Source organism: Luteimonas qiangzhengi, from assembly GCF_039548515.1.
Taxonomy (GTDB): Bacteria; Pseudomonadota; Gammaproteobacteria; order Xanthomonadales; family Xanthomonadaceae; genus Luteimonas.
Map to the genome: position 1 here is coordinate 45867 of NZ_JBCLVE010000016.1, position 25929 is coordinate 71795.

Sequence of the window (25929 nt, forward strand, 5' to 3'; positions counted from 1 at the left end):
GCCCGCCCTCAGGGCAGCGGAACCTGTTCCAGCAGTTCGGCGACCAGCCGGTCACCATCCCAGCCTTCGGCCGTGGCCTCGTAGCTGGGGAGCACCCGGTGGCGCAGCACGTCCGGCGCGACCTGCTGCACATCCTCCGGGGTGACGAAATCACGACCGGCCAGCCAGGCGCGGGCGCGGGCGCAGCGCTCAAGCGCGATGGATCCGCGCGGGCTGGCACCCCAGGCGATCCGCCTGCCCAGCGCCTCGTCGTAACGGCCGGCATCGCGGGAAGCCAGCACCAGCTCGATCAGGTAGCGCTCCAGCTGCGGGGCCATGTGCACATCCAGCACGGCGCCACGCGCAGCGAACACATCCGCCTGCGGCATGCGTGCCGGCGCGGGCGCCTGGTGATCCAGCACGCGCCGCGCACGCGCCCGCTCCAGGCGCAGGATCTCCGCTTCCGCCGACGCATCCGGATAGCCCACGCGCACGTACATCAGGAAGCGGTCCAGCTGCGCTTCGGGCAGGGGAAACGTGCCCTCCTGCTCGATCGGATTCTGGGTGGCCATCACCAGGAACAGTTCCGGCAGCGGCCAGGTTTTTCCGCCTACGGTCACCTGGCGCTCGCCCATCGCCTCCAGCAGGGCGGACTGCACCTTGGCCGGGGCGCGGTTGATCTCATCGGCCAGCAGCAGCGGATGGAACACCGGGCCCGGCTGGAACTCGAACCGACCCTCCTGCGGCCGCCAGACATCGGTTCCGGTCAGATCGGCCGGCAGCAGGTCGGGGGTGAACTGCAGCCGTGCGAAATCCGCATCGATGCGCGCGGCCAGCGCGCGGATGGCGCTGGTCTTGGCCAGACCGGGCGCCCCTTCCACCAGCAGATGGCCATCGGCCAGCAGCGCAATCAGCAGGCGCTCGATGAGGTCGGCCTGGCCGACGATCTCGGCCGACAGCGCGGCGCGCAGGGCGACGAACGCATCGTGCAGGCGGGGAATATCGGACTGCTCTGGAGTGGAATGCGCTGACATGGACTGCTCAGGAACGGAGTCGGGCATTGTTTACCGAAGGCTCGCGGCGCCGGTCGCACCAGGGTCCAGTTTGACCCAAAGCGCCGGGCGAGGTTCACCGGCAGGTGAACCGGTGGCAGGCAGCGGCGCGAACAAGGTGCCGCGGCGGCGCAAAAGGAAACGGGGCCATAGGGCCCCGTTTCAATCAAGCGATGGCAGCGCTCAGCGCTGGCTGACGCGCATCACCTTTGGGGTGACGAAGATCAGCAGCTCAGCCTTCTCGCGGTCGCGGCCGCGACGCTTGAACAGGTTGCCGATGACCGGCAGATCAGCCAGGAACGGCACCTTGGACATCTCGCTGCGGTCGCGGAACTCATACACACCGCCGATTGACACCGTCTGGCCGTCATCGATCAGCACCGCCGTGGTGATCTCACGCTTGTTGAGGTTCGGTACGGACCCGTAAGCGCCCATGTTGGTGTACCCGGCGATCTCGTCCTTGGTGATTTCCATCGCCAGGAACACCCGTCCGTCGTTGGTGATGGTCGGCGTGACCTTCAGCTCCAGCAGCACTTCCTTGAACTGCACGGTCGGCACGTTGTTGCTCTGTCCGCCGGTCACGGTCAGGTAGCCGACTTCCTGGCCTTGGCGGATCACCGCCTCGCGCTGGTTGCTGGTGACGATACGCGGGTTGGAGATCACTTCACCGCGGCCTTCCTGCTGGAGTGCGGAGATTTCCATGTCCCAGTTCACATACCTGCCCAGAATTGTCAGGGCAAGCGACCCTGCGCCGAGCGAAGTATCTGCGGGGTTGGCGAAATTGAGCGCATTGTTGAAGGAAATCGGGCCGTTCGGATCGTCGATCAGGCCATCCAGCGCGCTCTGGTTGCCTTCCAGGCTTCCGGATGTGATCCAGTCATTGCGGTCAGTGCCATACACCCCGAAGCGTGCACCGATATCCCGCGCAAACGATTCATTGGCAATCACGATGCGTGCTTCGATCACCACCTGGTCGACCGGCTTGTCCAGCTCCTGCACCAGGCGGCGGATCTCGGCCACCCGGGTCGGGATGTCGATCACCAGCAGGGTGTTGGTACGCCGATCGAAGCTGAGGCTGCCGCGCTGGGACAGGAAGCCGCGGCTGCTGGATGTTCCGCTGCCACCACCCGCGCCCTGCCCGGTCTTGCTTTCATCGGTCAGAAGGGTGGCGATGTCCTCGGCGTTGCCGTAGCTGATCGGGATGTACTCGGTGACCATCTCGACCCGTTCCTGGAGATTGGCGCGCGCATCCTCACGGGCCTGCTCGTAGGCGGCGATTTCGCTCTGCGGCGCGATCCAGATCACGTTGCCGTCGCGGCGCTTGTCCAGCGAGTTGGCGCGCAGGATGATGTCCAGCGCCTGGTCCCACGGCACGTTGTCCAGCCGCAGGGTGACGTTGCCGGTCACGCTGTCGGAGGCGACCACGTTGAAGTCCGACTCCTCGGCGATCATCTGCAGCACCGTGCGCACCGGCACGTCCTGGAAGTTGAACACCACCGGATGCCCGGAGTAGGTGCGCTCCTCGGCCACCGCAGCGGCACTGAGCTGACCCGCGGCCATGGCACCCACGGCGCCAACGGCACGCCCCGGCACATCGGCGCGGGGAACCAGCTCGACGATGTACTCGCGCCCGGACTGATACGCCATCGGCTCGAACTCGCCATGGGCGGTCAGCACGATGCGGGTATTGGTGCCGCTCTGCACCGCATCGATGCGACGCACCGGCGTGGCGAAATCCGACACGTCCAGCGGGCGCTGCAGGCTTCCCGGCAGATTGACGTTGCCCACCTCGATCACCACGCTCGCGCCGTGCGTGCGCATATCCGGCACCGCGCCTTCACCGTCGAAGCGCAGCACCAGCTTGCCCGACCCACCTTCGCCGCGGTGGAAGTCGATGTCATCGACCGCAATCGCTCCGGGGAGCTGTTTGGCCGGGTCGCTTCCCGTCATGGCAACCTGCAGGGCTGCCATCCGTGGCGCGATGCCGGGCGACTGCGCTGCGTGCGCTGCGGACGTCGCGGCCAGCAGGCCCACCGCCAGGCCGAATGTGGCCGAACGGAGCGGCTGGATGCGACGCGTCGCCCGAGGATCTTGCCCGTTGCTCATCATCTGACTTCCCCTAATCCCTAATCGATTTGTTGTTCGAGGGCGTGTTATTCAATTGAAATTGCGGCAGGGCGTTCCAGCCAGCCGCCGGCACCGTCAGGCACCAGTTCCACGAGTTCAATGCGGTCTTCGGCGATCGAGGTGATCCGACCATCCGCCTGGCCCATGTAGTCGCCGTTGCGGATCCGGTGGGTCACCTTGTTGGGCGCCATCACCAGACCGATGATCGACGCGCCGCGACCGATGGTGCCAACCATTTCCAGGCTGTCGAGCGGGAAATCCTCCAGCTCGTGCTTGCGGCGGTCCGAATCCGGTCGTGGACCGACGCCGCCCGAATCGGCGAAGGCGTCGCTGAACGGATCGCGCAGATCCTGGGCGGCGTATTCAAACGTCTCGAACTGCTGCATGACCGGCAGCGGCTCCAGTGGCGGCGCAGGACGCGCACGCTCGTTGGCGACCCATTCTTCCAGGTTCGGCGCATCACCGGGCTTGCTGGTGACGCCGCGCCCGCAGCCGGCAACGCCGAGTACCAGCATCGAGACCAGCGCGACCCGCGCCACATGTCCAATCGTGCGCATGTCAGCGTCCCCCCGCGGCCTGGGCGGCCTGCTGTTCGGCCGTCTCTTCATCGTCGAGATAGCGATACGTCTTGACCGTGCCCGCCAGCTCCAGGCTGGCGCCCGGCCGGATCGCCCCGCCGTCGCGCGGCTGCAGCGAAATATCGTGCATGGTCATGATGACCACCCGCGGCAGGGAAGCCACGCCGCTGACGAACGCTCCGAACTGGTGGTAGCTGCCGCGCATGCGCAGCGAAATCGGCTGCTCGGCATAGAACTCCTTGGGCGACTCGGCACCGGGCCGGAACAGGTCGTTCTGGATGCCGGTGGCGACCGCGGTCTGGGAAATATCGGTGATCAGGTCGGGCATCTCGGTCCGGCTCGGCAGCTGCCTGAGCATCTGCTGGAGCTGCTGCTCCATCTGCGCCAGCTGCTGCTTGAGCGGCTCGAGGTTGGTGGCGCGGCCCTGCTTTTCCGAGAACTCGGCGCGCTTCTGCGTTTCCTGGCGCTCCAGCCCTTCCAGCGTGGACAGCTTGTCACGCACCACCAGCCACCAGAGCAGGCCGAACACCAGCAGCCCGATGAGCACGCAGAAGCCGATCTTGTACTCCTTCGGCCACGAGCCCATGTTGTTGAAGTCGAGCTCGCGCAGCGACATCTTGCGTCTTGTACTCACGATGCGGCTCCTTCTTCATCGGCCTGCGTCGGGGCCACGTCCGCGTCGGGCTGTCCGCCCACTTCGTCCACCGCCTCGTTGGCGCTCTCGGACGGAGTGGTCAGGGTCACGGAAAGGTTGAACACGTAAGGCAGCGCGGCGCTGTGCACACCGGCGCCTTCCGGCCGGGCCTCGATCACCGCCAGGCGCGGATCGGCCATCCAGCCGGCCCCCTCAAGATTGCGCATGTAGGTACTGACCCGGGCGTTGGACTGCGCGCGCCCTTCCAGGGTCAGCTTCTGGCCTTCCTGCTTGAGCGTGGTCAGCATCACCCCGTCAGGGATGGTGCGCACCAGCGCGTCAAACAGATGCACCATCTGCGAACGGCTGGCCTGCAACTCCTCGATCACTTCCTTGCGGGCCAGCAGGCGGGCGCGCTGGCGGTCAAGTTCCTCGATCTCCTTGATGGTCTCGTCGACCTGGGAAATCTGCTGGTCCAGATAACGGTTGCGGGTTTGCTGGCCCTCGATCTGGGCGTTGTAATAGCCGTTGACCAGGAACCACAGCAGCGCCCCGGCCACCACGGACAGGGCCACCATCAATCCGAATTCTTTCTGCCGCTGGGCCCGGCGCTCGGCGCGCCAGGCAAGCAGGTTGATCCTGGCCATCAGTCAAAGCTCCTGAGTGCGAGTCCGCAGGCGATCATCAACGCCGGAGCATCCTGGGCCAGCGCATGGGCCTGGACCCGCGCCCCCAGGGTCATGTGCGCCAGCGGGTTGGCCACCGTCGAAGGCACTCCGAGCTGCTCTTCCACCATTTCGGACATGCCGGGAATCGAGGCGCAGCCGCCGGCCAGCACGATCTGGTCAACGCGGTTGAACTCGCTGCCGGCATAGAAGAACTGCAGCAGCCGGCTGATCTGCTGCACCAGTGCTTCCTTGAACGGCTCCAGCACCTCGATCTCGTAGCTCTCGGGCAGTCCGCCCTGGCGCTTGGCCAGGCCGGCTTCCTCGTAGCTCAGGCCGTAGCGACGCATGACCTCGTCGGTCAGCTGCTTGCCGCCGAAGACCTGCTCGCGGTGATACAGGCTGCGGCCTTCGCGGATGATGTTGAGGGTGGTCATGGTGGCGCCGATGTCCACCAGAGCCACGATGCCGTCGTGCGGCGCGTTCAACGTTCCGGCCAGCAGGCTGAATGCGTTCTCGATCGCGAATGCCTCCACGTCGATCACCTTGGCCGTCAGCCCGCCAAGCTTGAGTGCGTCGGCGCGCGTTTCCACGTTCTCCGAGCGCGACGCTGCCAGCAGCACCTGCACCATTTCCTCGTTGCCCGGCATCGGACCGAGCACTTCGAAGTCCAGGTTCACTTCTTCGATCGGGTAGGGAATGTAGTTGACCGCTTCCAGCTCGACGGCCGACTCCATCTCTTCCTCGTCCAGGTCGGCCGGCATCGGGATGGTCTTGGTGATGATGGCCGAACCGGCAACGGCGGCCGCGGCGTGCTTGGCCTTGCTGCCGGAGCGGGCCATGGCGCGGCTGATCGCCTCGCCTACGGCTTCCACTTCGACGATGTTCTTTTCCACCACGGCATTCGGCGGCAGCGGCTCGACGGCATAGTGCTCAACGCGGTAGCGATCACCGTTGCGGGAGAGCTGCAGAAGCTTCACGGCAGTCGAGCTGATATCCACGCCCACGATTGGCGGCTGGCTTTTTGTGAATAAACCCACGAATTTCCCCTATTGTCACGGGCGCTTGAACGCGCAACGTGCCCCGACGGATTAGATAACGGACTTTTTACCCCTTGGCAACCTTGCATGAGCCCAAACCGTGGCCCAGTGCCCCCTTCTACCCGTCTTTGCCCCTGAACAGTGATCCCGACCCGTGCGGGGCAAGGCGCCCTGTCATCTATAATCCGCGCCTCTGCTGCCACTTGACCACAGGTCCGCATGCCCACCTTCAAACGCGTGTTGCGCTGGCTCGCCATAGCGGCCCTGGCCCTTGGCGTGCTCGGCGCCCTGACACTGGCCACTCTCTATTACGTCGTGTCAGCGCGCCTGCCCGATGTCCAGACCCTGCGCGACATCGAAATGCAGGAGCCATTGTACGTGTATTCCCGCGACGGACGCCTGATGGCGCTGTTCGGTGAAACGCGTCGCTACCCGGTGCAGATCGACGACGTACCGGACCAGGTCAAGCGGGCATTCATTGCCATTGAGGACGCCCGCTTCTACAGCCACCACGGGGTGGATCCCAAGGGTGTGGCCCGCGCCGTGTGGCTGCTGGCCACCACCGACGACCGGCGCGTACCGGGCGGCTCAACGATCACCCAGCAGGTGGCGCGCCAGTTCTTCCTGAGCTCGGAGTACAGCTACACCCGCAAATTCGCCGAGATGCTGCTGGCGCTGAAGATGGAGCGCGAGCTGAGCAAGGACGAGATCCTGGAGCTGTATCTCAACAAGAGTTTCTTCGGCAACCGCTCCTACGGGGTGGCCGCGGCGGCCGAGTTCTATTACGGCAAATCGCTTGATGACCTGACTCTGGAAGAATCGGCCACCCTGGCGGCGATCCCCAAGTTCCCGTCCAGCGGCAATCCGGTCACCAACCCCGAGCGCGCCAGGATCCGGCGCGACTACACCATGCAGCGCATGCGTGAGCTGGGCTATATCGACCAGGCCGCCGAGATGGCCGGCAAGGCCACGCCCATGCACGCCCGGCCGCATGAACGCCCGGTGGAGGTGTACGCACCGTACGTGGCGGAAATGGTGCGCCAGGAGATGATCGCCCGCTACGGCGGCGACGTATTGACCAAGGGCTATCACGTCACCACCACCATCGATCCCGACTACCAGGCCGCGGCTGAGCGTTCACTGCGCGACGGGCTCACCGTGTATGACCGCCGCTATGGCTGGAACGGTGCGGAGCAGTCGTTCGAACTGGCTGCCGACGAAGACGCCGCCACCGTGGCAGCGCGGCTGCGGGGTATCCCGACCCAGGCCGGGCTGCGTCCGGCGATCGTGCTGCGCAGCGGCGACGGCACCGCTGATGTGGTGATGGCCGACGGCACCGCAGTGACCCTGGATGCCAAGGCCAGCAGCTGGACCCAGCGCGCGCCATCGGCGCTGATGGAGCGTGGCGACCTGGTGCGGGTGCAGCGGATCGAAACGCCGGTCAAGCCTGCCACCGACGCCCCTGAAGATGCGCCGGCACCGCCGCCGGAAGTCAGCTACCAGCTTGGCCAGGTGCCGCGCGGACAGGCCACGCTGGTGTCCATGGAATACGACACCGGTGCGCTGCGGGCGCTGGTGGGCGGCTTCAGCTTTGCCGGGCAGAAATTCAACCGCGCCACCCAGGCGCGGCGTCAGCCGGGTTCGGCGTTCAAACCCTTCATTTTTGCGGCTGCGTTCGAGCGCGGTTTCAACCCGGCCTCGATCGTTCCTGACGCTCCGGTGGTGTTCCGCATGCGTCGCGGACAGGACTGGCGCCCACAGAACGCCGATGGCCGCTTCATGGGCCCGATGCAGCTGCGCAATGCGCTGGCGCTTTCGCGCAACCTGGTCTCGGTGCGACTGCTGGACGCGATCGGGGTGGATTACGCCCGCCGCTACATCAGCCACTTCGGGTTTGACGAATCCGAGCTGCCGCCCAACCTGTCGATCTCACTGGGCACGCCTTCGCTCACTCCGCTGGATGTCACCCGCGGTTATGCGGTGTTCGCCAACGGCGGCTTCCGCGTCACACCGTGGTTCATCGATGAAGTGCGCGACCGCAACAGCGAGCTGATCTTCAAGGAGAACCCTGCCCGCGCCTGCCGCGGCTGCGGCGGTGGCGCACGCCCGGGACAGAGCACAACGGCGGCTGCGGCGCCGTCGCACATCGTCGACGGTTTTGACTTCGGCCCGGCCACTCCGGCCCCGGCACCCGCGCCCGCACCGCCGCCGGTGGCGGCGGAATCGGAAGACGACTCCCAGGACGACTCGATCGCCCTGAATGGTGCTGACGACGATGCTGAGCTCATCCTCGCCCCAAGGGCGATCGATGAGCGCGTGGCATGGCAGCTGGTGTCGATCATGCGCGATGTCGTCCAGCGCGGCACCGGCACCGCGGCACGTTCCATCGGGCGTGAGGACGTGGGCGGGAAGACCGGCTCCACCAACGACTTCCGCGATGCCTGGTTTGCCGGCTTCGGCGGCAACCTGGCCACCTCGGTGTGGGTGGGTCGCGATGACAACCGCTCACTGGGCCGGCGCGAGTACGGCGGCCGTTCGGCGCTGCCGATCTGGATCGACTACATGGCCGCGGCACTGGAAGACCAGCCGCTGATGCCACACGAGGTCCCCGACGGGCTGGTACAGGTGAGCGTGAGCGAAGGCGGCCGACTGCTTCCGGCCGGTTCCGGCGGTCGCACCGAATACGTCAAGATCGAGGACCTGGACCGGATGGCAGCGGAGATCGACGACGGCTTTGATGATTCGATGCCGGCTGAAGAGGTGTTCGATATTTTCTGAATGCCGGGGCCCTGCCGTGCGGCACTCTCACATCGGCCGGGCTACAGTCAGGGCCTCGTGTCCTGAGGAAGTCCGCCATGTCACGTCCCCGCCAACAGGGCGCCAGCCGCACGCGTGAGCGCCGGCTGCGGCTGGCCCATGAAGCCGCCCGACTGATGAGCGAGGGCGGGATCAGCGATTTCCACCTGGCCAAGCGCAAAGCCGCCAGCCGGCTGGGGATCAACGACGACGCATCACTGCCGCGCAACAGCGAGGTCGAGGAAGCGTTGCGGGAGCACCAACGGCTGTTCCACGGTCCGGAGCAGGGCGACGCGCTGCGTCTGCGCCGGCAAGCCGCGCTGAACGCGCTGGAGTTTTTCGCCCCGTTCCAGCCGCGCCTGGTGGGACCGGTGCTGGAAGGGACGGCCGACGCCAATTCGGCGGTGACGCTGCAGCTCTATCCGGAACATGCGGAAGAGGTGCCGGTATTCCTGGACGAACAAGGCATCCCGGCAACCGAGCGCAGCCGCAGGATCCGCCTGGACCGCAGCCGCAGCGGGGACTTCCCGGTGTGGGTATTCAGCGCCGACGACCTGACGATCGACCTCACCGTGTTGCCGCAGCTGGCATTGCGCCAGGCGCCGCTGTCCAACATCGACGAAAAGCCCATGGCGCGGGCCAGCGCCGCGCAGCTGAAACTGCTGCTGGACGAGGGGAAATAAAAACGCCCCGGATGGCCGGGGCGTTTCTCAAACGATGCAGCAGCGGGTCAGCGCTTGTCGACCGGTACGTAGTCGCGCACGTCGGCGCCGGTGTAGATCTGCCGCGGGCGGCCGATCTTGGCTTCCGGATCCACCTGCTGCTCCAGCCAGTGCGCCACCCAGCCGGCAGTGCGGCCGATGGCGAACATGACGGTGAACATCTCGGTCGGGATCTTCAGCGCCTTGTAGATGATGCCGCTGTAGAAATCGACGTTCGGATACAGCTTGCGCTCGACGAAGTAGTCGTCCTTGAGCGCCGCTTCTTCCAGCTTCATCGCCACGTCCAGCAGCGGGTCGTCCACGCCCAATTCGTCCAGCACCTTGTGGGTCATCTCGCGGATGATCTTGGCGCGCGGGTCGAAGTTCTTGTACACGCGGTGACCAAAGCCCATCAGGCGGAAGCCGGAGCTGCGGTCCTTGGCCTTGGCAATGGCCGCGTCGACGTTGTCCGGCGTGCCGATCTCTTCCAGCATCTTGAGCACGGCTTCGTTGGCGCCACCGTGCGCAGGTCCCCACAGCGCGGCGATGCCGGCCGAGACACAGGCGTACGGGTTGGCACCGGTGGAGCCCACCAGGCGAACGGTGGAGGTGGACGCATTCTGCTCATGGTCGGCATGCAGGATGAACAGCAGATCCAGCGCCTTGGCCACCACCGGGTTGAGTTCAAGCTGGTCACCCGGGGCTTCGAACATCATGTGCAGGAAGCGGGTGGAGTAATCGAGCTTGTTCTTCGGGTGCGCGATCGGCCAGCCGATGGAATAGCGGTAAGCGGCGGCTGCCAGGGTCGGCATCTTGGCGATCAGCCGGATCGCGGCCATGCGCCGCTGCTCCGGATCGTTCAGATCCAGGGTGTCGTGGTAGAACGCGGACAGCGAGGCCACCGAACCGCACAGCATGGCCATCGGATGCGCATCGTGACGGAAGCCGGTGAAGAAGTTCTTCAACGCCTCGTGCATCATCGTGTGATGGGTCACGTCATGCTCGAAGCCGGCCATCTGGTCGGCCGTCGGCAGTTCGCCATTGATCAGCAGATAGGCCACTTCCAGGAAGCTTGATTTTCCGGCCAGCTGGTCGATCGGGTAGCCGCGGTACAGCAACACGCCCTCATCGCCGTCGATGTAGGTGACGGCCGACTTGCACGAAGCCGTGGCAGTGAAGCCCGAATCGTAGGTAAAGCAGCCGGTCTGCTTGGGCAGGGTGGCAATGTCGATGCAGGGATTGCCCAGGGTGCCCTTGAGCACCGGAAGGGTCACCGGCTTGCCGCCGGCGTCCAGCGAGACCTGGTCAAAATCTGACACGGTTCACTCCTATTCAGAGCGCTTCGTCATCCAGGGCCGAGGGCCGGGGAGAAGCGTGAGTTCGCGTAAGGGGGAACGGTGACCGCGGCCACCGCAACAGGCCGATTATCGCACACCGGGCGCGTGGTCCATTGCGTCGCTGGTGGAATCCGGGCCCGGAAGCGACCCTTCAGGAACGCAAACGGCCGCCCAGTGGCGGCCGTTGCGGAACACGCCCCGCACAGCGGGAACGCGGCGATTACTTGGAGTAGCGCCTGCGGAACTTGTCGACCCGGCCGCTGGTGTCAACGATCTTGTTCTGACCCGTGTAGAACGGGTGCGAAGCCGAAGAAACTTCGACCTTGACCAGCGGGTATTCGTTGCCGTCTTCCCACTTGACCGTCTCCTTCGCAGAGGAGGCCAGGGTGGAACGGGTAAGGATCTTGAAATCCGAGGTCACGTCCTGGAACACGACCTCGCGGTATTCGGGATGGATATCGGCCTTCATGGCGGCACCGGCAATACGGGGAGCCGGGCATTATAGCCCCTCTTTTCCCGCAACTGCAATCCTCCCCTACCCGGCTGCCAATGCGTCGCGAATCAGCGCTTCAAACCGCTCCTGGTCGTAGCGCATCAGGATGCGGGCATTATCGGCGACACCGGTCTGGCGCTGCCAATCCACGATCGTCATGCCGCGGCTGTGGCGGCCGTCCAGCTCCACCACCACCGGGCGTTCGGGCGTGTCCAGCGCGCCCTGCGGCTCCAGCGCCCACGCCATGGCCAGCGCGTCGGCGGCATACCAGCGCGGCCCGCGGCTGTCGGCGGACCAGCGCCGGGTGTGGCGGGAGATCGCTTCGTAGAAGTCCGCCCGCGTGGTACCTGCGGCCAACCATTGATCCACGCGCTCATGCGGCAGGCCATGCGCCACCACGGCCTCCCAATCGGCGAGATCCAGGTTGGGAAAGGCCTCGAACACGATGTGCGCGGCTTCCGGATCAAAAGCGATGTTGAACTCCGCCGCCGGGGTGATGTTGCCGCGCGCGGTCACCGCTCCGCCCATCACCACCAGCCGCTTGATCCGCTGCGGCAGGGTGGGATCCAGGCGCAGCGCCAGGGCCAGGTTGGTCAATGGTCCCAGCGCAACCAACAGCAGCTGACCGGCATGGGCGTGGGACTGGCGCAGGATCGCCAGCGCCGCGTGCTCCGCGTCAGCCTGTAGCGTCGCCGGCGCATAGCCGACGTCACCAAAGCCATCCTTGCCGTGCACGGCAGCCGCATCCACGGCCGGATGTACCAGCGGCGTGGCCGCACCGGCGTGCACCGGCACCTGCACGTCGCACAGTTCCACCAGCTTGAGCGCGTTGGCCACCGTGTGATCCAGCCCCACGTTGCCGGCGGCCACGGTGAGCCCAACCACCTCGTGCCCGGGGTGGTTGAACGCCATCAGCAGGGCCAGGGCGTCATCCACGCCCGGGTCGGTATCGATCAGAAGGGGAATGCGTTCGTCCATGGGTCAATGTCCTCCACGCGGCGCTGCGCCGCGTCCAATAGGTTTCTCAAGCGCCAGCGTACCGTGCGGCGCTGCCGATCCAGCGATCAACCAGACGATCGGCCATCTCCGGTCGCTCATGCAGCAGACGGTCGGCCAGCCGCTGCACCTCGGGCAACAGATCCGCGTCGCGCACCAGGTCGGCCACCCTGAAGGCAGCCAGCCCGGTCTGCCGCGTCCCCAGCAGTTCACCGGGCCCACGCAGCGCCAGGTCACGCTCGGCAATCATGAAGCCGTCCGTGGTCTCGCGCATGGTTTCCAGCCGCTGCCGGGCCATCTGTGACAGCGGCGACTGGTACAGCAGCACACAGCTGGACGCCTCGCTGCCCCGCCCTACCCGGCCGCGCAGCTGGTGCAGCTGGGACAGGCCCAGGCGCTCGGCGTTTTCCACGATCATCAGCGAGGCGTTGGGCACATCCACGCCCACTTCGATCACCGTCGTGGCCACCAGCAGATCAATCCCGCCCTCCTTGAAGCGGCGCATGGTGTCCTGCTTTTCGGCGGCCTTCATGCGCCCGTGCACCAGCCCGACGCGCAGGCCCTGAAGGGCGCCGGTGAGCAATTCAAACGTTCCCTGCGCCGCCTGCGCCACCACCTCGTCGCTTTCATCGATCAGGGTGCAGACCCAATAGGCCTGGCGGCCCTGGGCGCACGCGGCGCGGATGCGTTCGATCAGCTCCGGGCGGCGCTCTGCGCTCAGCACCACGGTCTGCACCGGCGTGCGCCCGGGCGGCAGCTCATCGATCGCGGACACATCCAGATCGGCGTAGGCGGCCATGGCCAGGGTGCGCGGGATGGGTGTGGCCGTCATCACCAGCTGATGTGGGACCTGGCCGGCCGCCGCCCCCTTGTCGCGCAGCGCCAGCCGCTGGTGTACGCCGAAGCGATGCTGCTCGTCGATGATCGCCAGGCCCAGACCATCGAATGCGACGCCTTCCTGCATCAGTGCGTGAGTGCCCACCACCACCTGTGCACGTCCATCGGCCACTTCTTCCAGGGTGCGTGCGCGCTCCCTGGCTGGCAGCTTGCCGGCCAGCCAGGCCACCCGCACGCCAAGCGGTTCGAACCACTGGCGAAAGGCGGCATGGTGCTGTTCGGAGAGCAGTTCGGTGGGCGCCATCATCGCCACCTGGTGGCCGGACTCCACCCCGGCGGCAGCCGCCAGCGCGGCCACCACGGTCTTGCCGCTGCCCACGTCGCCCTGCACCAGACGCAGCATCGGAACCGGCCGGGCAATATCCCCAAGCACCTGGGCCAACACCCGCTCCTGGGCACCGGTCAGGGCAAAGGGCAAGCTGGAGCGCAGTCGGGAACCAAGATCTCCGTTGCCCGCAAGCATGGGCGCAGCGTGCTGTTGCTGGGCGATACGGTGGCGGCGCAGGCTCAGGTGATGGGCCAGCAGCTCTTCCAGGATCAGGCGCCGCTGCGCGGGATGGGCAACCGCCAGCAGCGCACTGACATCCGCATCAGCCGGCGGCCGGTGCACGGTCAGCAAGGCCTCGCGCAGCGGCGGCAGCCCGCGCGACTGCAGCTCATCGGCGGGCAGCGATTCCAGCGCCTGATCATCCGGCAGACGGTCCAGCGCGTGACCGATCATCCGCCGCATCACAGCCGGGCCGATGCCCTCGATCTGTGGATACACCGGGTGCAGCCGCTCATCCAGCGCCCCGCCATCCTCAGTGCCCAGCAGCCGGTAGCTGGGGTGCACCATCTCCAGCCCGTGCAGGCCAGGTCGCGGCGTGCCATAGCAGCGCAGCCGCTCGCCCACCCGGAACTGCGCAGCCTGCGCCGCGCGGAAGTGGAAAAACCGCAGGACCAGTGATGTGCGCGAGCCGTCGCCGATGGCCACCCGCAGGGTGGGCCGGTAGCGGAAGCCACGCTCCACCGCCTCGACGACGCCTTCCACCTGGCACGCGACGCCGGACTGCAGGTCCCGGATCGGCACGATCCGGGTGCGGTCTTCATATTGGCGCGGCAGCTGGGCCCACAGGTCCTGCAGGGTCAGCAGGCCGCGGGAAGCCAGTCTTTCTGCGGTTTTTGCGCCGACGCCCGGCAGGGACGACAGCAGCTGCGCAGCGGGATCGACAGGGTTCAGTCCAGCACCATCACCGCATCGACTTCGAACGCCACGCCCTTGGGCAGGCCCGCCACCTCGATGGTGGAACGCGCCGGATAGGGTGCGCTGAAGTATTCGGACATGACCGAATTGACCACGGCGAACTCGCCCAGGTCGGTCAGGTACAGGCCCAGGCGCATGATGTCGTCCAGGGTGCCGCCGGCCTCTTCGGCCACGGCCTTGAGGTTGTCGAAGGCGCGCCGCGTCTGGGCCTCGATGCCGCCTGGCACCACCTCGCCGGTGGCCGGATCAAGCGGGATCTGGCCCGAGAAGTAGACGGTGTTGCCGCTGCGCACGGCCTGTGAGTAGGGGCCGATCGCGGCGGGCGCGAGTTCGGTATTGATCGGGGTACGGGCCATCAGGCGCTCCAGATGAAGTCATCCCCCGATGATAGTAGGAGCGCGCCCGGCGTGCTGCTACAGGCGCTGGATACCGTGCACGACGCTCAGCCGGCGCACCCTGCGGATCACTTCCGCCAGGTGCTTGCGGTCGCGCACCTCGATCGAGAAGCGGATCGCAGCCACGTTGGTGTCACGCTCCAGATAGTCGACGCCGTCGATGTTGGACTCCACCCGGGCGATGGCTGCCGCCACCTGCGCCAGCACACCCGGTCGATTCTCCACCTCCACCCGCAGGCTGCTGCTGTAGTCGCCCGCCACCTCCCGATCCCAGCCGATTCCCACCCAGCGATCGGGCGACTTGCGGTATTCGGCCACGTTGGGGCATTCGATCCTGTGCACCACGATGCCCTTGCCAGCGGTGTGGTAGCCCATGATGTCGTCGCCCGGGATCGGCAGGCAGCAGTTGGCAAAGGTGATGACGCCGCGCTCGTTGCCGGTGATCAGAATGCGTTCCCCGGGGCCCGCGGACTGGACGGTGGCAAACAGATCCTTGCTCTCGCCACTGCCCTGGACCAGGGTCTGCGCCACCTGGTTGGGCATGCGATTGCCCAGCGCGATGTCCGCCAGCAGCTCTTCCAGGCGCCGATAGCGCAGTTCCGCCAGATAGGCGTCCAGCCGGTCCGGGGGCAGCCGCTCGAGCGAGCTGCCAAGGCTTTCCAGCGCCCGGTCCAGCATGCGGTGGCCCAGCTGCACGGCATCCTCGTGCTCGAGCTGTTTGAGCTGCTGGCGGATGGCGGTACGCGCCTTGCCGGTCGCCACGAACTCCAGCCACTGCGGCTTGGGCGCAGCCGACTTGGCCGTGATCACTTCCACCTGCTGTCCGCTGGACAGCCGGGTGCGAAGCGGGATCAGGCGCCGGTCTACCCGCGCGGCCACCGCCCGGTTGCCCAGATCGGTGTGCACTGCGTAGGCGAAATCGATCGCAGTGGCATTGCGCGGCAGCGACAGGATGTCGCCCTTGGGCGTGAACAGATACACCTCGTCCGGGAACAGGTCGACCTTGACGTTCTCCAGGAATTCCAGCGACGAGCCCGTCGCCTGCTGCGACTCAAGCAGGCTGGAAATCCACGAATGGGCACGTATCTGCGCACTCGTGGGCGCGCCGCCATGTTTGTACGCCCAGTGCGCCGCGATTCCGCGCTCGGCGATCAGGTCCATTTCCTCGGTCCGGATCTGAACCTCGATCGGCGAGCCGTACGGACCGAACAGCACCGTGTGCAGCGACTGATAGCCGTTGGCCTTGGGAATGGCAACGAAATCGCGGAAGCGCCCGTCCACCGGCTTGTACACCGAATGCACCACGCCCAGTGCGTGGTAGCAGTCCGGCACGGTGCCCACGATGACCCGGAAGCCGAACACGTCCATCACCTGCTTGAACGACTTCGCCTCGGCCTGCATCTTGGTGTAGATGCTCCACGGCGATTTGACCCGGCCCACCAGCCGGTATTCCAGGCCTTGGTTGGTCAGCCGCTGGGCCAGCTGCGCCTCGATCCTGGCCAACGCCTCGCGGCGTACCAGCGGCTGCGAGCGGATGCGCTTTTCAAGCACCGCGTGGCGCACCGGATGCAGCGCGCGGAAGCCCAGGTCCTGCAGCTCGCTCTTGATTGCGTTCATGCCCAGTCGCTGTGCGATCGGCGCATAGATTTCCAGCGTCTCGCGGGCGATCCGCTCGCGCGCCTCGCTGGTCTGCGCACCCAGGGTGCGCATGTTGTGCAGCCGGTCACCCAGCTTGATCAGGATCACGCGCAGGTCGCGAGCCATCGCCAGCATCATCTTGCGGAAGCTTTCCGCAGTGGCTTCCTGACGGCTGCTGAAATGCAGCTTGTCCAGTTTGGTGACCCCATCCACCAGCTCGGCAACGGTCTCGCCGAACTCGCTGGCCAGCTCCTCACCGGTCAGCGGGGTGTCCTCGATGGTGTCGTGCAGGATCGCCGCCACCAGCGTTTCCAGATCGACCTTCAGCTCGGCAAGCACCTTGGCCACCGCAACCGGGTGGGTAATGTAGGGCTCGCCCGACTTGCGCATCTGCCCTTCATGGGCACAGACGCCCACCGCCCACGCCCGGCGCAACACCAGCCGCTGGCTGTCATCAAGGTAGCTGGCCGCCTGCTCCAGCTCGCGCACGTAACCGGGCAGCGCCTCGTCAGCCGGCGTTTCGATCCGGTGAATGGCCAGTGGGGTCGAAGTCATATCCCCAGCGTAGCCGGGGAATCCGCAATGGGGAATGGGCAATCGCGCCCGGGCCGGATGCAGCCGCCGCGCCGGAAAACAAAAAGCCCCGCTTCAAGCGGGGCCTTTGTGTTCGCGGACTGCGCCGCGACAAATGCGCGCAAGGGTCAGGCGCGCATGGTTGGATCAGGCGTCGTCGCCCTTGGCTTCTTCGTCGGCGACCACTTCGGCGGCGGCCCACTCCAGTGCTTCGCGCTCCTTGCGCTCGCGCTCGGCCTTGTCCACGGCTTCGATATAATCGTTGTCGATCGCACGCGCGGCAATTTCGCGCAGCGCAAGGACGGTCGGCTTGTCATCGTTGCCGGTGTTGTCGATCTGCGCTTCGACGCCGTTGGCCAGCTGGCGGGCGCGCTTGGCGGCCATCATGACCAGTTCGAAGCGGTTGTCGACCACTTCCATGCAATCTTCCACGGTAATACGGGCCATACGGGCTCCCGGCGACCCTTGGGCCGCGCGAATGTTGGGGACAGGACCGAACACTTTACCGGAAATACGATCCGCGACGCAAGCGGGCGCCTTTCAAATCAATGGCTTGAGCCTTCACAACGCCCGCAATCGTTCACTCTTCCTGCAGCAGCGCCTTCAACAGCTGGCCGTGGCGCTGCTGCTGCTGCACGCGGCGCAGGCGGCTGGCGACGAAGATCGCGCACATTTCATCCACCGCCACGTCGAAATGTTCGTTGACGATCAGGTAGTCGAATTCGTCATGACGGGCCATTTCGTCGCGCGCCGCGGCCAGGCGCCGGGCGATGACCTCGTCGCTGTCCTGGCCACGCTTGCGCATCCGCTCTTCGAGCGCCGCGCGCGACGGAGGCAGGATGAAAACACCCACCGCGTCAGGCACCTGGGCACGGACCTGGCGTGCGCCCTGCCAATCGATCTCCAGCAGCACATCGCGGCCGGCGGCCAGCTGCGGTTCCACCGACTGCTTGGCCGTGCCCTTCAGGTCCCCATGCACGCGTGCGTGTTCGAAAAACTCGCCCGCTTCGACCATGCGTTCGAATTCGGCCTCATCCACGAAGTGATAGTGCTGGCCGGTCTGCTCACCCGGCCGCGGCGGCCGCGAGGTGAACGAAATCGACAGGCTCACCGCGGGGTCCCGCGCCAGGCAGGCGTTGACGATGCTGGATTTGCCCGCCCCCGAAGGCGCGGCAACGATGAACAGCGTTCCGCGCATGCCGTCACTCAAGGTTCTGCACCTGCTCGCGGATCTGGTCGATCAATACCTTCAGCTCCACCGCCGCCTGCGAGGAACGCCGATCCACTGATTTCGAGCCCAGGGTATTGGCTTCCCGGTTGAACTCCTGCAGCAGGAAATCCAGCCGCCGGCCGACCGGGCCGTCCTGAGCCAGCACCCGGCCGATCTCGTCAATATGACTGTCCAGCCGATCAAGTTCTTCGTCCACGTCAAGCTTCTGCAGCCAGAGCACCAGCTCCTGCTCCAGGCGACCCGGATCCAGTGGCTGGGCCAGGTCGGCCACGCGCGCCTCGAGCCGATCACGCAGGCCCTGGCGAATGCCGGGGATCATGGTGCGCACCTCGCCCACGATCCGGGCAATGCCTTCCACCCGCTCCCGGATCACCGTGGCCAGCTTCTCGCCTTCGCGCTCACGCGCCGCCAGGAACTGGGCCAACACCTCGTCCAGCAGCGACAGCGCGTCGGCCTTCAGGCCTTCCGCGTCCACCGCCACTGTCTGCATCACGCCCGGCAGCTGCAGCAGCCCGGTGACATCCGTGGTCAGTCCCGGGAAGCGGCCCTGCAGCGCCTGCGCCAGGCCGGCCAGCTGCTCCAGCGCCGCTTCGTTCACACCCAGCGACTGGGTGGACTCGGTGCGCAGCCGGATCACCAGATCCAACTTGCCGCGGGTCACTGAGGCGGCCACCCGCTCGCGCAGCGCGGGCTCCAGCGCGCGCAATTCATCCGGCAGGCGCGTGCCCAGCTCGAGGAAACGGTGGTTGACCGCGCGCAGCTCGCAGCCGAGCGTGCCCCAGGCGGTGCTGCGTTCAGCCGCGGCGTAGGCGGTCATGCTTCTGGTCATTGCTGGCAAAGGTTTTCGACGGACGCGCAGTATGCCATTGCGCGGCGCCCCGACGCCCCGCAATGGCGGCTGCTAGACTGCCCCGCCCCCATTTATATGCTGCCCATGACCTCTATCCAGCGTCCCAGCGGCCGCGCTCCCGACCAGCTGCGCGAAGTGCGCCTGGAGCGTGGTTTTACCCGTCACGCCGAAGGTTCGGTGCTTGTTTCGTTCGGCGATACCCGGGTGCTGTGCACCGCCAGCGTTGAAGAACGCGTGCCGGGCTTCCTGCGCGGCAAGGGCGAAGGCTGGATCACCGCCGAATACGGCATGCTGCCGCGCGCCACCCACACCCGCAACGATCGCGAAGCCGCCCGCGGCAAGCAGGGCGGACGGACGCTGGAAATCCAGCGTCTGATCGGCCGCTCGCTGCGCGCCTGCGTGGATCGCGCAGCGCTGGGTGAGCGCACCATCACCCTGGACTGCGACGTGCTGCAGGCCGACGGCGGCACCCGCACCGCGGCCATCACCGGCGCCTACGTGGCCCTGGTGGATGCGGTGCGCAGCCTGATGAAGCAGCGCAAGATCCTGCGCGACCCGCTGTACGGTGCGGTGGCCGCGGTTTCGGTGGGCCAGTACCGCGGCGTGCCGGTGCTGGACTTGGACTATGCCGAAGACAGCGACTGCGATACCGACATGAACGTGGTCATGAACGACGGCGGTGGCTTCATCGAACTGCAGGGCACGGCCGAAGGCCATGCGTTCCGCCGCGACGAGCTTGATGCGATGGTGGCATTGGCCGAAGGCGGGATCCGCCAGCTGTTCGAACTCCAGGCCCAGGCGCTGGCCGCCAAGTGAAGCTGGTCCTGGCCAGCAACAACGCCGGCAAGCTGGCGGAGTTCAGCCGACTGCTGGAGGGCAGCGGCCTGCAGGTTCTGCCACAGGCGGAATTCGGCGTGACTGACGCCGAGGAAACCGGCCTGACCTTTGTTGAGAACGCTCTGCTCAAGGCCCGGCATGCTGCCCGGGCCACCGGGCTGCCGGCGCTGGCCGATGACTCGGGGCTGTGCGTGGACGCCCTTGGCGGAGCCCCGGGGCTGTATTCGTCCCGTTACGCGGGGCAAGACGCTGATACGGCGGCCAACGTCATCAAGCTGCTTCACGCGCTGCAGGATGTGCCGGAAGCCCGCCGCAGCGCGCGCTTTCACTGCGCGCTGGTGCTGCTGCGGCATCCGGAGGATCCGCAGCCACTGATCGCCGAGGGCAGCTGGGAAGGCCGAATCCTGCCCGCACCGCGCGGCAGCCACGGCTTCGGCTACGACCCGGTATTCCTGGATCCGAAGCACGGCCTGAGCGCTGCCGAACTGGATCCGGCGACCAAGAACCGCATCGGCCACCGCGGCCGCGCCCTGGAGCAGCTGCGCCAGCGCCTGCCCGGCTTCCTGGCGTAGGAGCGGCCACGCGGCCTCTCACGCAGGCCCGACCCCTTTACAATAGTGGGATGCTGATCACACCGCCCCTGACCCTGTACGTGCACCTGCCCTGGTGCGTGCGCAAGTGTCCGTACTGCGACTTCAACTCGCACCAGGCGCGCGGTGAGCTGCCGTTCGATGCCTATGTGGACGCGCTGCTGGCCGATCTGGACCATGATCTGCCGCTGGTCTGGGGCCGTCCGGTGCATGCGGTGTTCTTTGGCGGCGGCACCCCCAGCCTGTTCCCGCCCGCTGCCATTGATCGATTCCTGCAGGGTGCCGCGGCCCGGCTGCGCTTCATGCCGGGGCTGGAAATAACTCTGGAGACCAACCCGGGTACCGCCGAGCACGGCCGTTTTCCCGACTACCTGGCCGCCGGCGTGAACCGGCTCAGCTTCGGCATCCAGAGCTTCGATGACGGCTGTCTGCAGCGACTGGGCCGGATCCACGACAGCGTCCAGGCCGAAGCGGCCGTCAAGCAGGCGCAGGACTCCGGTTTCGACAACTTCAACCTGGATCTCATGTACGCCCTACCCGGCCAGGACCTGGCCATGGCCGAATACGACATCGAGCGGGCCATCGCACTGGACCCGACGCACATTTCGCACTACCAGCTCACCCTGGAACCCAACACGCTGTTCGCCGCGAGGCCGCCTTCGGGAATCCCCGACGATGACCTGGCCTGGTCGATGCAGGATGCCTGCCAGGCCCGCCTGGCGGCAGCCGGTTATCAGCACTATGAGATTTCCGGCTATGCCCGGCCCGACCGGCAGTGCGCGCACAACCTCAACTACTGGCGCTACGGCGACTATCTGGGGATCGGTGCCGGCGCCCACGGCAAGCTGACCCTTGGCTCGGAACAGACGATCCTGCGGCGCTGGAAGCTCAAGCACCCGACCGCGTGGCTGTCCGTGGCCGGCACCGATGCGGCCATCGGCGGCGATGAGCGGGTGGCGCCGTCGCAGCGGCCGTTCGAGTACGCACTGAACGTATTGAGACTCAAGGAAGGCTTCCGGTTGGAAGATTTCGAAGCGCGCTGCGGCCTTGACCGCAGCGTGATTTCCGAACCGCTGGATCGTGCCCGCCGCAACGGCTGGCTGCATGAGCAGGGCGACCGTATCGTCACCACCGCACTTGGGGAGCGCTTTGCCAATGACATCATGGAACTGTTTCTGCAGGACGAACCTGCCGACGACTGCAGCCAGGCCGCGCAGTAAGGGAGGGATCCGCAATGGCGTTCAACACCCCGGCTTCTGATCAGCCAGTGCGGGCCAGCCTCGCCACGGCAGACCTCCCCGATCGCGTGCGCCGCACCCTGGACCGGGCGCTGATGATGCTGTCCGACGACCTGGACCGCGGCATGGAGCGGCTGCTGCTGGAATACGAGCGCGAGCTGTTCCGGCTCGCCGATCAGGCCCGCCACCCCACGCTTCAATCGAACTACATGCAGGCCTTGCACACCTTTCGACTCAACCGTGCCGACCTGCTGCCACAGTTCATGATCGAGGTGGAGTCCGCCCTGGCAGGACTGCGTTCATCGCCCGTGCCGCAGCCAACCACACCCGCTGATGACGCCGCGCCTAGTTTTCGCAATCTCAGCCTGGTCGACGAATCGGTCATGGATGAAGACACCGCCCTGCGCGAGGTGGCCAGCCGCCAGGAAGGGCGTTCCACGCTGGCACTGCACCTGCTGGGCCAGCGCTTTGGCGTGCTGGCAGGGGCGCCGGCGTTCGATTCCACTCGCATGCCCCTGGGCCCCCACGCCCTGTGCAGGGCAATCCGTACCGCGGCCGTCGCGCTGGAAATCACCCACGATGCCCGGTTGTTGCTCTACCGCATGTTCGACCGCGAGCTGACGGCAAGCTATCCGCAGCTGCTGGACCGGCTGAACCAGCTGTTGGCTGACGAGGGCATCCTGCCGTCCCTCACCTTCGTGCCGATCCGCGGCAGCAGGCCAGCGCCGACCGCTGCGGCCCGGGCCAACCCTGATCCAGACGATCCCGCACCCGCTGCAACCGGCTCGGAACGCCGCGCGTCGGGCCCGCGGCCCCACACCGCCTGGCTGGGAGAGGCGCCCGCCGCGGACACCCGGGACGACGACGAGTCCGCCTTCGCCATGCTCCGGCAGCTGCTTTCGGGCCGCCGCGAGCTGATCGGCAAGCTGCGCGCGGAGACAGCGCCCGAGAGCCGTCAGCAGCTGAGCACCAGCGACCTGACCCAGGCCCTGCAGGGGCTGCAGGCCCTGCCGGCGGCCAGCCGCGGCAACCTGGCAGAAATCAAACGGACCGTGCTGGCACGGGCGCGGCAGCAGCATGGCCAGGGGGCGGCGCTCCTGCCGGAGGACAACGACACCTTTGAACTGGTCGGCCTGCTCTACGACCGGATTGAAAGCGAAATCCGCAGCGATGCACCCACCGCTCCACTGGTGCGCGATCTGCAGCTGCCCTTGCTCCGCCTGGCGCTGCGCGACCGGGGTTTCTTCCTGCACCCGGCTCATCCTGCCCGCCAGCTGTTCAACACCGTTGCCGAGAGTGCCGCCCGCTGGAGCGACCAGGAAGAGATCGACCCGGCCTTCGCACAGACCCTCAGCCAGACGGTGGAAGAGGTTGTCAGCGGCCAGGATGATGATCCGGCTGTCTTCTCGCGGGCCAATGAGAATTTGCAGCAGCAGGTGCATGCCCAGGTCCGCAAGGCAGAAACCCTCGAAAAGCGCCATATCGAGGCCGCCCGGGGCAAGGAGAAGCTGGAGGCCGCCAAGCTGCAGGCAGCCCAGGTACTGGAACAGACCGTGGGCGACAAGCGTCTGCCGCGATTCGTGCGGGCGCTGCTCAGCCAGGCCTGGACCGATGTGCTCACCCTCACCCTGCTGCGCCAGGGCGAGGATTCGGAAGCGTGGCGGAACCAGCTCGATGCCACCGCGCAGATCGTGCAGGCCTGTGCCCACGAGGGCGGGCCGGCCGTCCCCGAACTGACCGGACTGGTGGAATCATCGCTCAGCCAGGTGGGCTATCACGCCGAGGAAGCGGCGGTGATCGCCCAGCGTCTGACCGGCAACCTCGACGACAACGAGGAAGACCCCACATCGCGCACCGAGCTGGCGATGAAGCTCAAGGCACGCGTGCGCCTGGGCGAGGAGAAGGTTCGCGAAAAGAAGGCGCCGCTGCCCGCCCGCACCACGCTGGAGCAGACCCACTACGACCAGCTGCGCGTACTGCCGTTCGGCAGCTGGATCGAGTTCGTCACCAACCAGCAGGGCGATACGGTCCGCCGGCGCCTGTCCTGGTACAGCCGCATCACCGACAATGCGCTGTTCGTGAACCAGCGGGGCCAGCGCGTGGCTGAGCAGAGCCTGGACAGCCTGGCCCGGCTGATGGCCGCCGACCAGGCACGCCTGGTCACCGCCGAGCGCGGGCGACTGGTTGACCGGGCCTGGCAGACGGCGATCAGCGCACTGCGCAGCTTCGCCGGCCGCAGCGCCAACCCGACCACCACAGAGGGCTCCGCATGATGCAGGACTTCAGGCGCTCCAGGCGCCGCAAGGCACATCACCCCATCCCGGTCAGCGACGCCATGACCGGCCAGGTGGTCGGCAACATCGGCAACCTGTCCGAATCGGGCATGCTGCTGATGGCCAGCGTGCCACTGGTCAACGATGCGCTGTACCAGCTCTGCTTCTCGCTGCCCGGCAAGGACGGCCAGGATGGCCAGGCGACGGCGCTTGAACTGGGCGCGCACCTGCTGTGGTCCGACCAGGCCAGCGCGCCCGGCCAGCACTGGATCGGATTCCGCTTCATCGGACTGGGCGAGAAGCAGCTGGCCCGCCTGCGCAGCTGGGTCAACACCCCCGGAAGCCAGTACGCCTGAGGCGCGGTTTGGGCAGTCCCGGCGATTGGGAGACAATGGGTCCTTTCAAACCGGTCCCCCTGCCATGACATCAAACCCCGCCCAGCTCTATCAGCACCATCTGCAGGTCCTGCAGGAGCGCGCCGCCGTTGCGCTCGAACGCGGCGGTTTCGATCATCTGGTGGTGCCCAGCGGAACCCTGCTCTACCACCTGTTCGACGATCGCGATTACCCCTATGCGGTCAACCCGCAGTTCAAGGCCTGGGCGCCGCTGACGTCCAATCCCGGCAGCTGGCTGGTGGTGACGCCTGGCGAACGGCCGAAGCTGGTGTATCTGCAGCCGTTCGATTACTGGCACGTGGTGCCCGAAGAGCCGTCGGGCTACTGGGCCGGTCATTTCGACATCGTGGTGATCCGCGAGCCGGAACAGGCGCTGGAACATCTGCCCGGTGATCCTGCCCGCTGCGCCATCCTCGGCGAACCGCAAAGCACGCTGGGCGGCTTCGCGCCCAACAACCCGGACCCGGTGCTGCAGTACCTGGACTACCACCGCGCGTTCAAGACGCCGTACGAAATCGAGATGCTGCGCAAGGCCAACCGCCGCGGCGTGCGCGCACACCGCGCAGCCGAACGTGCGTTCCGCGCCGGCGCCAGCGAGTTCGGCATTCACCTGGCCTACTGCCAGGCCGCCGGCCAGGACGCCAATGACCTGCCCTACGGCAATATCGTTGCGCTCAACCAACACGCCGCCGTGCTCCACTACACCGAACGTGACCGGGTGCCGCCAGCGGCGCTGCACAGCTTCCTCATCGACGCCGGTGCCGCCCACGCCGGCTACGCCGCCGACATCAGCCGCACCTACGCCAGCGACACCGGCAGCGAGTTCCAGGCCCTGATCGACGCGGTCGACCGTGCCCAGCAGGACTTGAACGCCCGCTTCACCGCCGGCGCCGACTTCCGCCAGGTGCACGTGGATGCGCACCTGGTCCTGGCCGGGGTGCTGAAGGACTTCGGCGTGCTGCGCACCAGCCCGGAGGCGGCGCTGGAGACCGGCGTGAGCGCGGCCTTCTTCCCGCATGGGCTGGGCCACGGTATCGGCCTGCAGGTGCACGACGTGGCCGGCTTTGCCGCCAGCGACGCCGGCGGCCGCATCGACACGCCCGACGGCCATCCGTTCCTGCGCTTCACCCGCGTGCTGGAGCCGGGGATGGTGATGACCAACGAGCCGGGCGTGTATTTCATCGACATGCTGCTGGACAAGGTCCGCAACGGCGCGCATGCCGACAGCGTGGACTGGGAGCGGATCGAAGCGTTCCGCCCCTACGGCGGCGTGCGCATCGAGGACGACCTGGTGATTACCGACGGCGAACCGGTGAACCTGACGCGCGAGGAATTCGACGCAGTCTGATCCGACTGGCAGCTGCCCGAAGC

At 66.7% G+C, this 25929-nt stretch carries 23 protein-coding genes; 8 read left to right on the plus strand and 15 right to left on the minus strand.

The window, feature by feature from the left end:
* Positions 1–8: 8 nt before the first annotated feature.
* The 6 genes from WCE59_RS12630 to WCE59_RS12655 all read right to left on the minus strand — a co-directional run bounded on the left by WCE59_RS12630 (position 9) and on the right by WCE59_RS12655 (position 6075).
* Positions 9–1013, minus strand: coding sequence for an AAA family ATPase (locus WCE59_RS12630; protein ID WP_343259133.1), 1005 nt, complete (start codon positions 1011–1013; stop codon positions 9–11).
* A gap of 201 nt (positions 1014–1214) precedes the next feature.
* Positions 1215–3140, minus strand: coding sequence for a type IV pilus secretin PilQ (locus WCE59_RS12635; protein WP_449284166.1), 1926 nt, complete (start codon positions 3138–3140; stop codon positions 1215–1217).
* Positions 3141–3184: 44 nt separating this feature from the next.
* The gene (locus tag WCE59_RS12640; RefSeq protein ID WP_343259135.1) at positions 3185–3715 is read right to left on the minus strand and encodes a pilus assembly protein PilP; all 531 of its coding nucleotides are present in this window, start codon (positions 3713–3715) and stop codon (positions 3185–3187) included.
* A 1-nt stretch (position 3716) separates the two neighbouring features.
* On the minus strand, positions 3717–4352 hold the full coding sequence (gene pilO, locus WCE59_RS12645) for a type IV pilus inner membrane component PilO (protein WP_343259163.1): 636 nt from the start codon (positions 4350–4352) through the stop codon (positions 3717–3719).
* A 14-nt stretch (positions 4353–4366) separates the two neighbouring features.
* Positions 4367–5017 carry a PilN domain-containing protein gene (locus WCE59_RS12650; protein ID WP_343259136.1) on the minus strand — a complete coding sequence of 217 codons (651 nt, stop codon included), beginning with the start codon at positions 5015–5017 and terminating at the stop codon, positions 4367–4369.
* Positions 5017–6075: a pilus assembly protein PilM gene (locus tag WCE59_RS12655; protein ID WP_343259137.1), complete on the minus strand. Its 1059-nt coding sequence runs from the start codon at positions 6073–6075 to the stop codon at positions 5017–5019. Before WCE59_RS12655 ends, WCE59_RS12650 begins: the two co-directional genes overlap by 1 nt.
* A gap of 219 nt (positions 6076–6294) precedes the next feature.
* Here WCE59_RS12655 and WCE59_RS12660 point away from each other — a divergent pair, with 219 nt between their 5' ends.
* Both WCE59_RS12660 and WCE59_RS12665 read left to right on the plus strand, forming a co-directional pair.
* Positions 6295–8853, plus strand: a complete 2559-nt coding sequence (locus WCE59_RS12660) for a penicillin-binding protein 1A (protein WP_343259138.1) — start codon at positions 6295–6297, stop codon at positions 8851–8853.
* A 77-nt stretch (positions 8854–8930) separates the two neighbouring features.
* Entirely contained in the window at positions 8931–9554 is a 624-nt protein-coding gene (locus WCE59_RS12665) for a hypothetical protein (RefSeq protein ID WP_343259139.1), read from the plus strand.
* Between the two features lie 47 nt (positions 9555–9601).
* Here WCE59_RS12665 and WCE59_RS12670 read toward each other — a convergent pair whose 3' ends face one another.
* From WCE59_RS12670 to WCE59_RS12710, 9 genes are all read right to left on the minus strand, one after another.
* Complete coding sequence (locus WCE59_RS12670; protein WP_343259140.1) at positions 9602–10891, minus strand: citrate synthase; 1290 nt, start codon at positions 10889–10891, stop codon at positions 9602–9604.
* Between the two features lie 238 nt (positions 10892–11129).
* Complete coding sequence (locus tag WCE59_RS12675) at positions 11130–11378, minus strand: type B 50S ribosomal protein L31 (RefSeq protein ID WP_343259141.1); 249 nt, start codon at positions 11376–11378, stop codon at positions 11130–11132.
* Between the two features lie 66 nt (positions 11379–11444).
* Positions 11445–12380: a nucleoside hydrolase gene (locus tag WCE59_RS12680; protein WP_343259142.1), complete on the minus strand. Its 936-nt coding sequence runs from the start codon at positions 12378–12380 to the stop codon at positions 11445–11447.
* Between the two features lie 46 nt (positions 12381–12426).
* A complete protein-coding gene (gene recG / locus WCE59_RS12685; RefSeq protein WP_343259164.1) occupies positions 12427–14514 on the minus strand; it encodes an ATP-dependent DNA helicase RecG in 2088 nt (695 codons plus the stop codon).
* On the minus strand, positions 14511–14894 hold the full coding sequence (locus tag WCE59_RS12690) for a RidA family protein (RefSeq protein WP_343259143.1): 384 nt from the start codon (positions 14892–14894) through the stop codon (positions 14511–14513). Before WCE59_RS12690 ends, recG begins: the two co-directional genes overlap by 4 nt.
* Positions 14895–14951: 57 nt before the next feature.
* Positions 14952–17126, minus strand: coding sequence for a RelA/SpoT family protein (locus WCE59_RS12695; RefSeq protein ID WP_343259144.1), 2175 nt, complete (start codon positions 17124–17126; stop codon positions 14952–14954).
* A 165-nt stretch (positions 17127–17291) separates the two neighbouring features.
* Positions 17292–17591 carry a DNA-directed RNA polymerase subunit omega gene (gene rpoZ, locus WCE59_RS12700; RefSeq protein ID WP_343259145.1) on the minus strand — a complete coding sequence of 100 codons (300 nt, stop codon included), beginning with the start codon at positions 17589–17591 and terminating at the stop codon, positions 17292–17294.
* Positions 17592–17724: 133 nt separating this feature from the next.
* The gene (gene gmk / locus WCE59_RS12705; protein WP_343259146.1) at positions 17725–18342 is read right to left on the minus strand and encodes a guanylate kinase; all 618 of its coding nucleotides are present in this window, start codon (positions 18340–18342) and stop codon (positions 17725–17727) included.
* A 4-nt stretch (positions 18343–18346) separates the two neighbouring features.
* Positions 18347–19204, minus strand: coding sequence for a YicC/YloC family endoribonuclease (locus WCE59_RS12710; protein WP_343259147.1), 858 nt, complete (start codon positions 19202–19204; stop codon positions 18347–18349).
* Positions 19205–19309: 105 nt separating this feature from the next.
* Between WCE59_RS12710 and rph the strand changes: the two genes are divergently transcribed.
* The 6 genes from rph (at position 19310) to pepQ (ending at position 25906) form a co-directional block, all read left to right on the plus strand.
* Complete coding sequence (rph, locus tag WCE59_RS12715; RefSeq protein ID WP_343259148.1) at positions 19310–20041, plus strand: ribonuclease PH; 732 nt, start codon at positions 19310–19312, stop codon at positions 20039–20041.
* Positions 20038–20634: an RdgB/HAM1 family non-canonical purine NTP pyrophosphatase gene (gene rdgB / locus WCE59_RS12720; protein ID WP_343259149.1), complete on the plus strand. Its 597-nt coding sequence runs from the start codon at positions 20038–20040 to the stop codon at positions 20632–20634. Before rph ends, rdgB begins: the two co-directional genes overlap by 4 nt.
* A gap of 50 nt (positions 20635–20684) precedes the next feature.
* Positions 20685–21872: a radical SAM family heme chaperone HemW gene (gene hemW / locus WCE59_RS12725; RefSeq protein ID WP_343259150.1), complete on the plus strand. Its 1188-nt coding sequence runs from the start codon at positions 20685–20687 to the stop codon at positions 21870–21872.
* Positions 21873–21886: 14 nt separating this feature from the next.
* Positions 21887–24163, plus strand: a complete 2277-nt coding sequence (locus tag WCE59_RS12730) for a DUF1631 family protein (RefSeq protein WP_343259151.1) — start codon at positions 21887–21889, stop codon at positions 24161–24163.
* Complete coding sequence (locus WCE59_RS12735; protein ID WP_343259152.1) at positions 24160–24519, plus strand: PilZ domain-containing protein; 360 nt, start codon at positions 24160–24162, stop codon at positions 24517–24519. The genes WCE59_RS12730 and WCE59_RS12735 overlap by 4 nt, the downstream gene beginning before the upstream one ends.
* Before the next feature lie 64 nt (positions 24520–24583).
* Entirely contained in the window at positions 24584–25906 is a 1323-nt protein-coding gene (gene pepQ / locus WCE59_RS12740; protein WP_343259153.1) for a Xaa-Pro dipeptidase, read from the plus strand.
* Positions 25907–25929 lie beyond the last annotated feature (23 nt).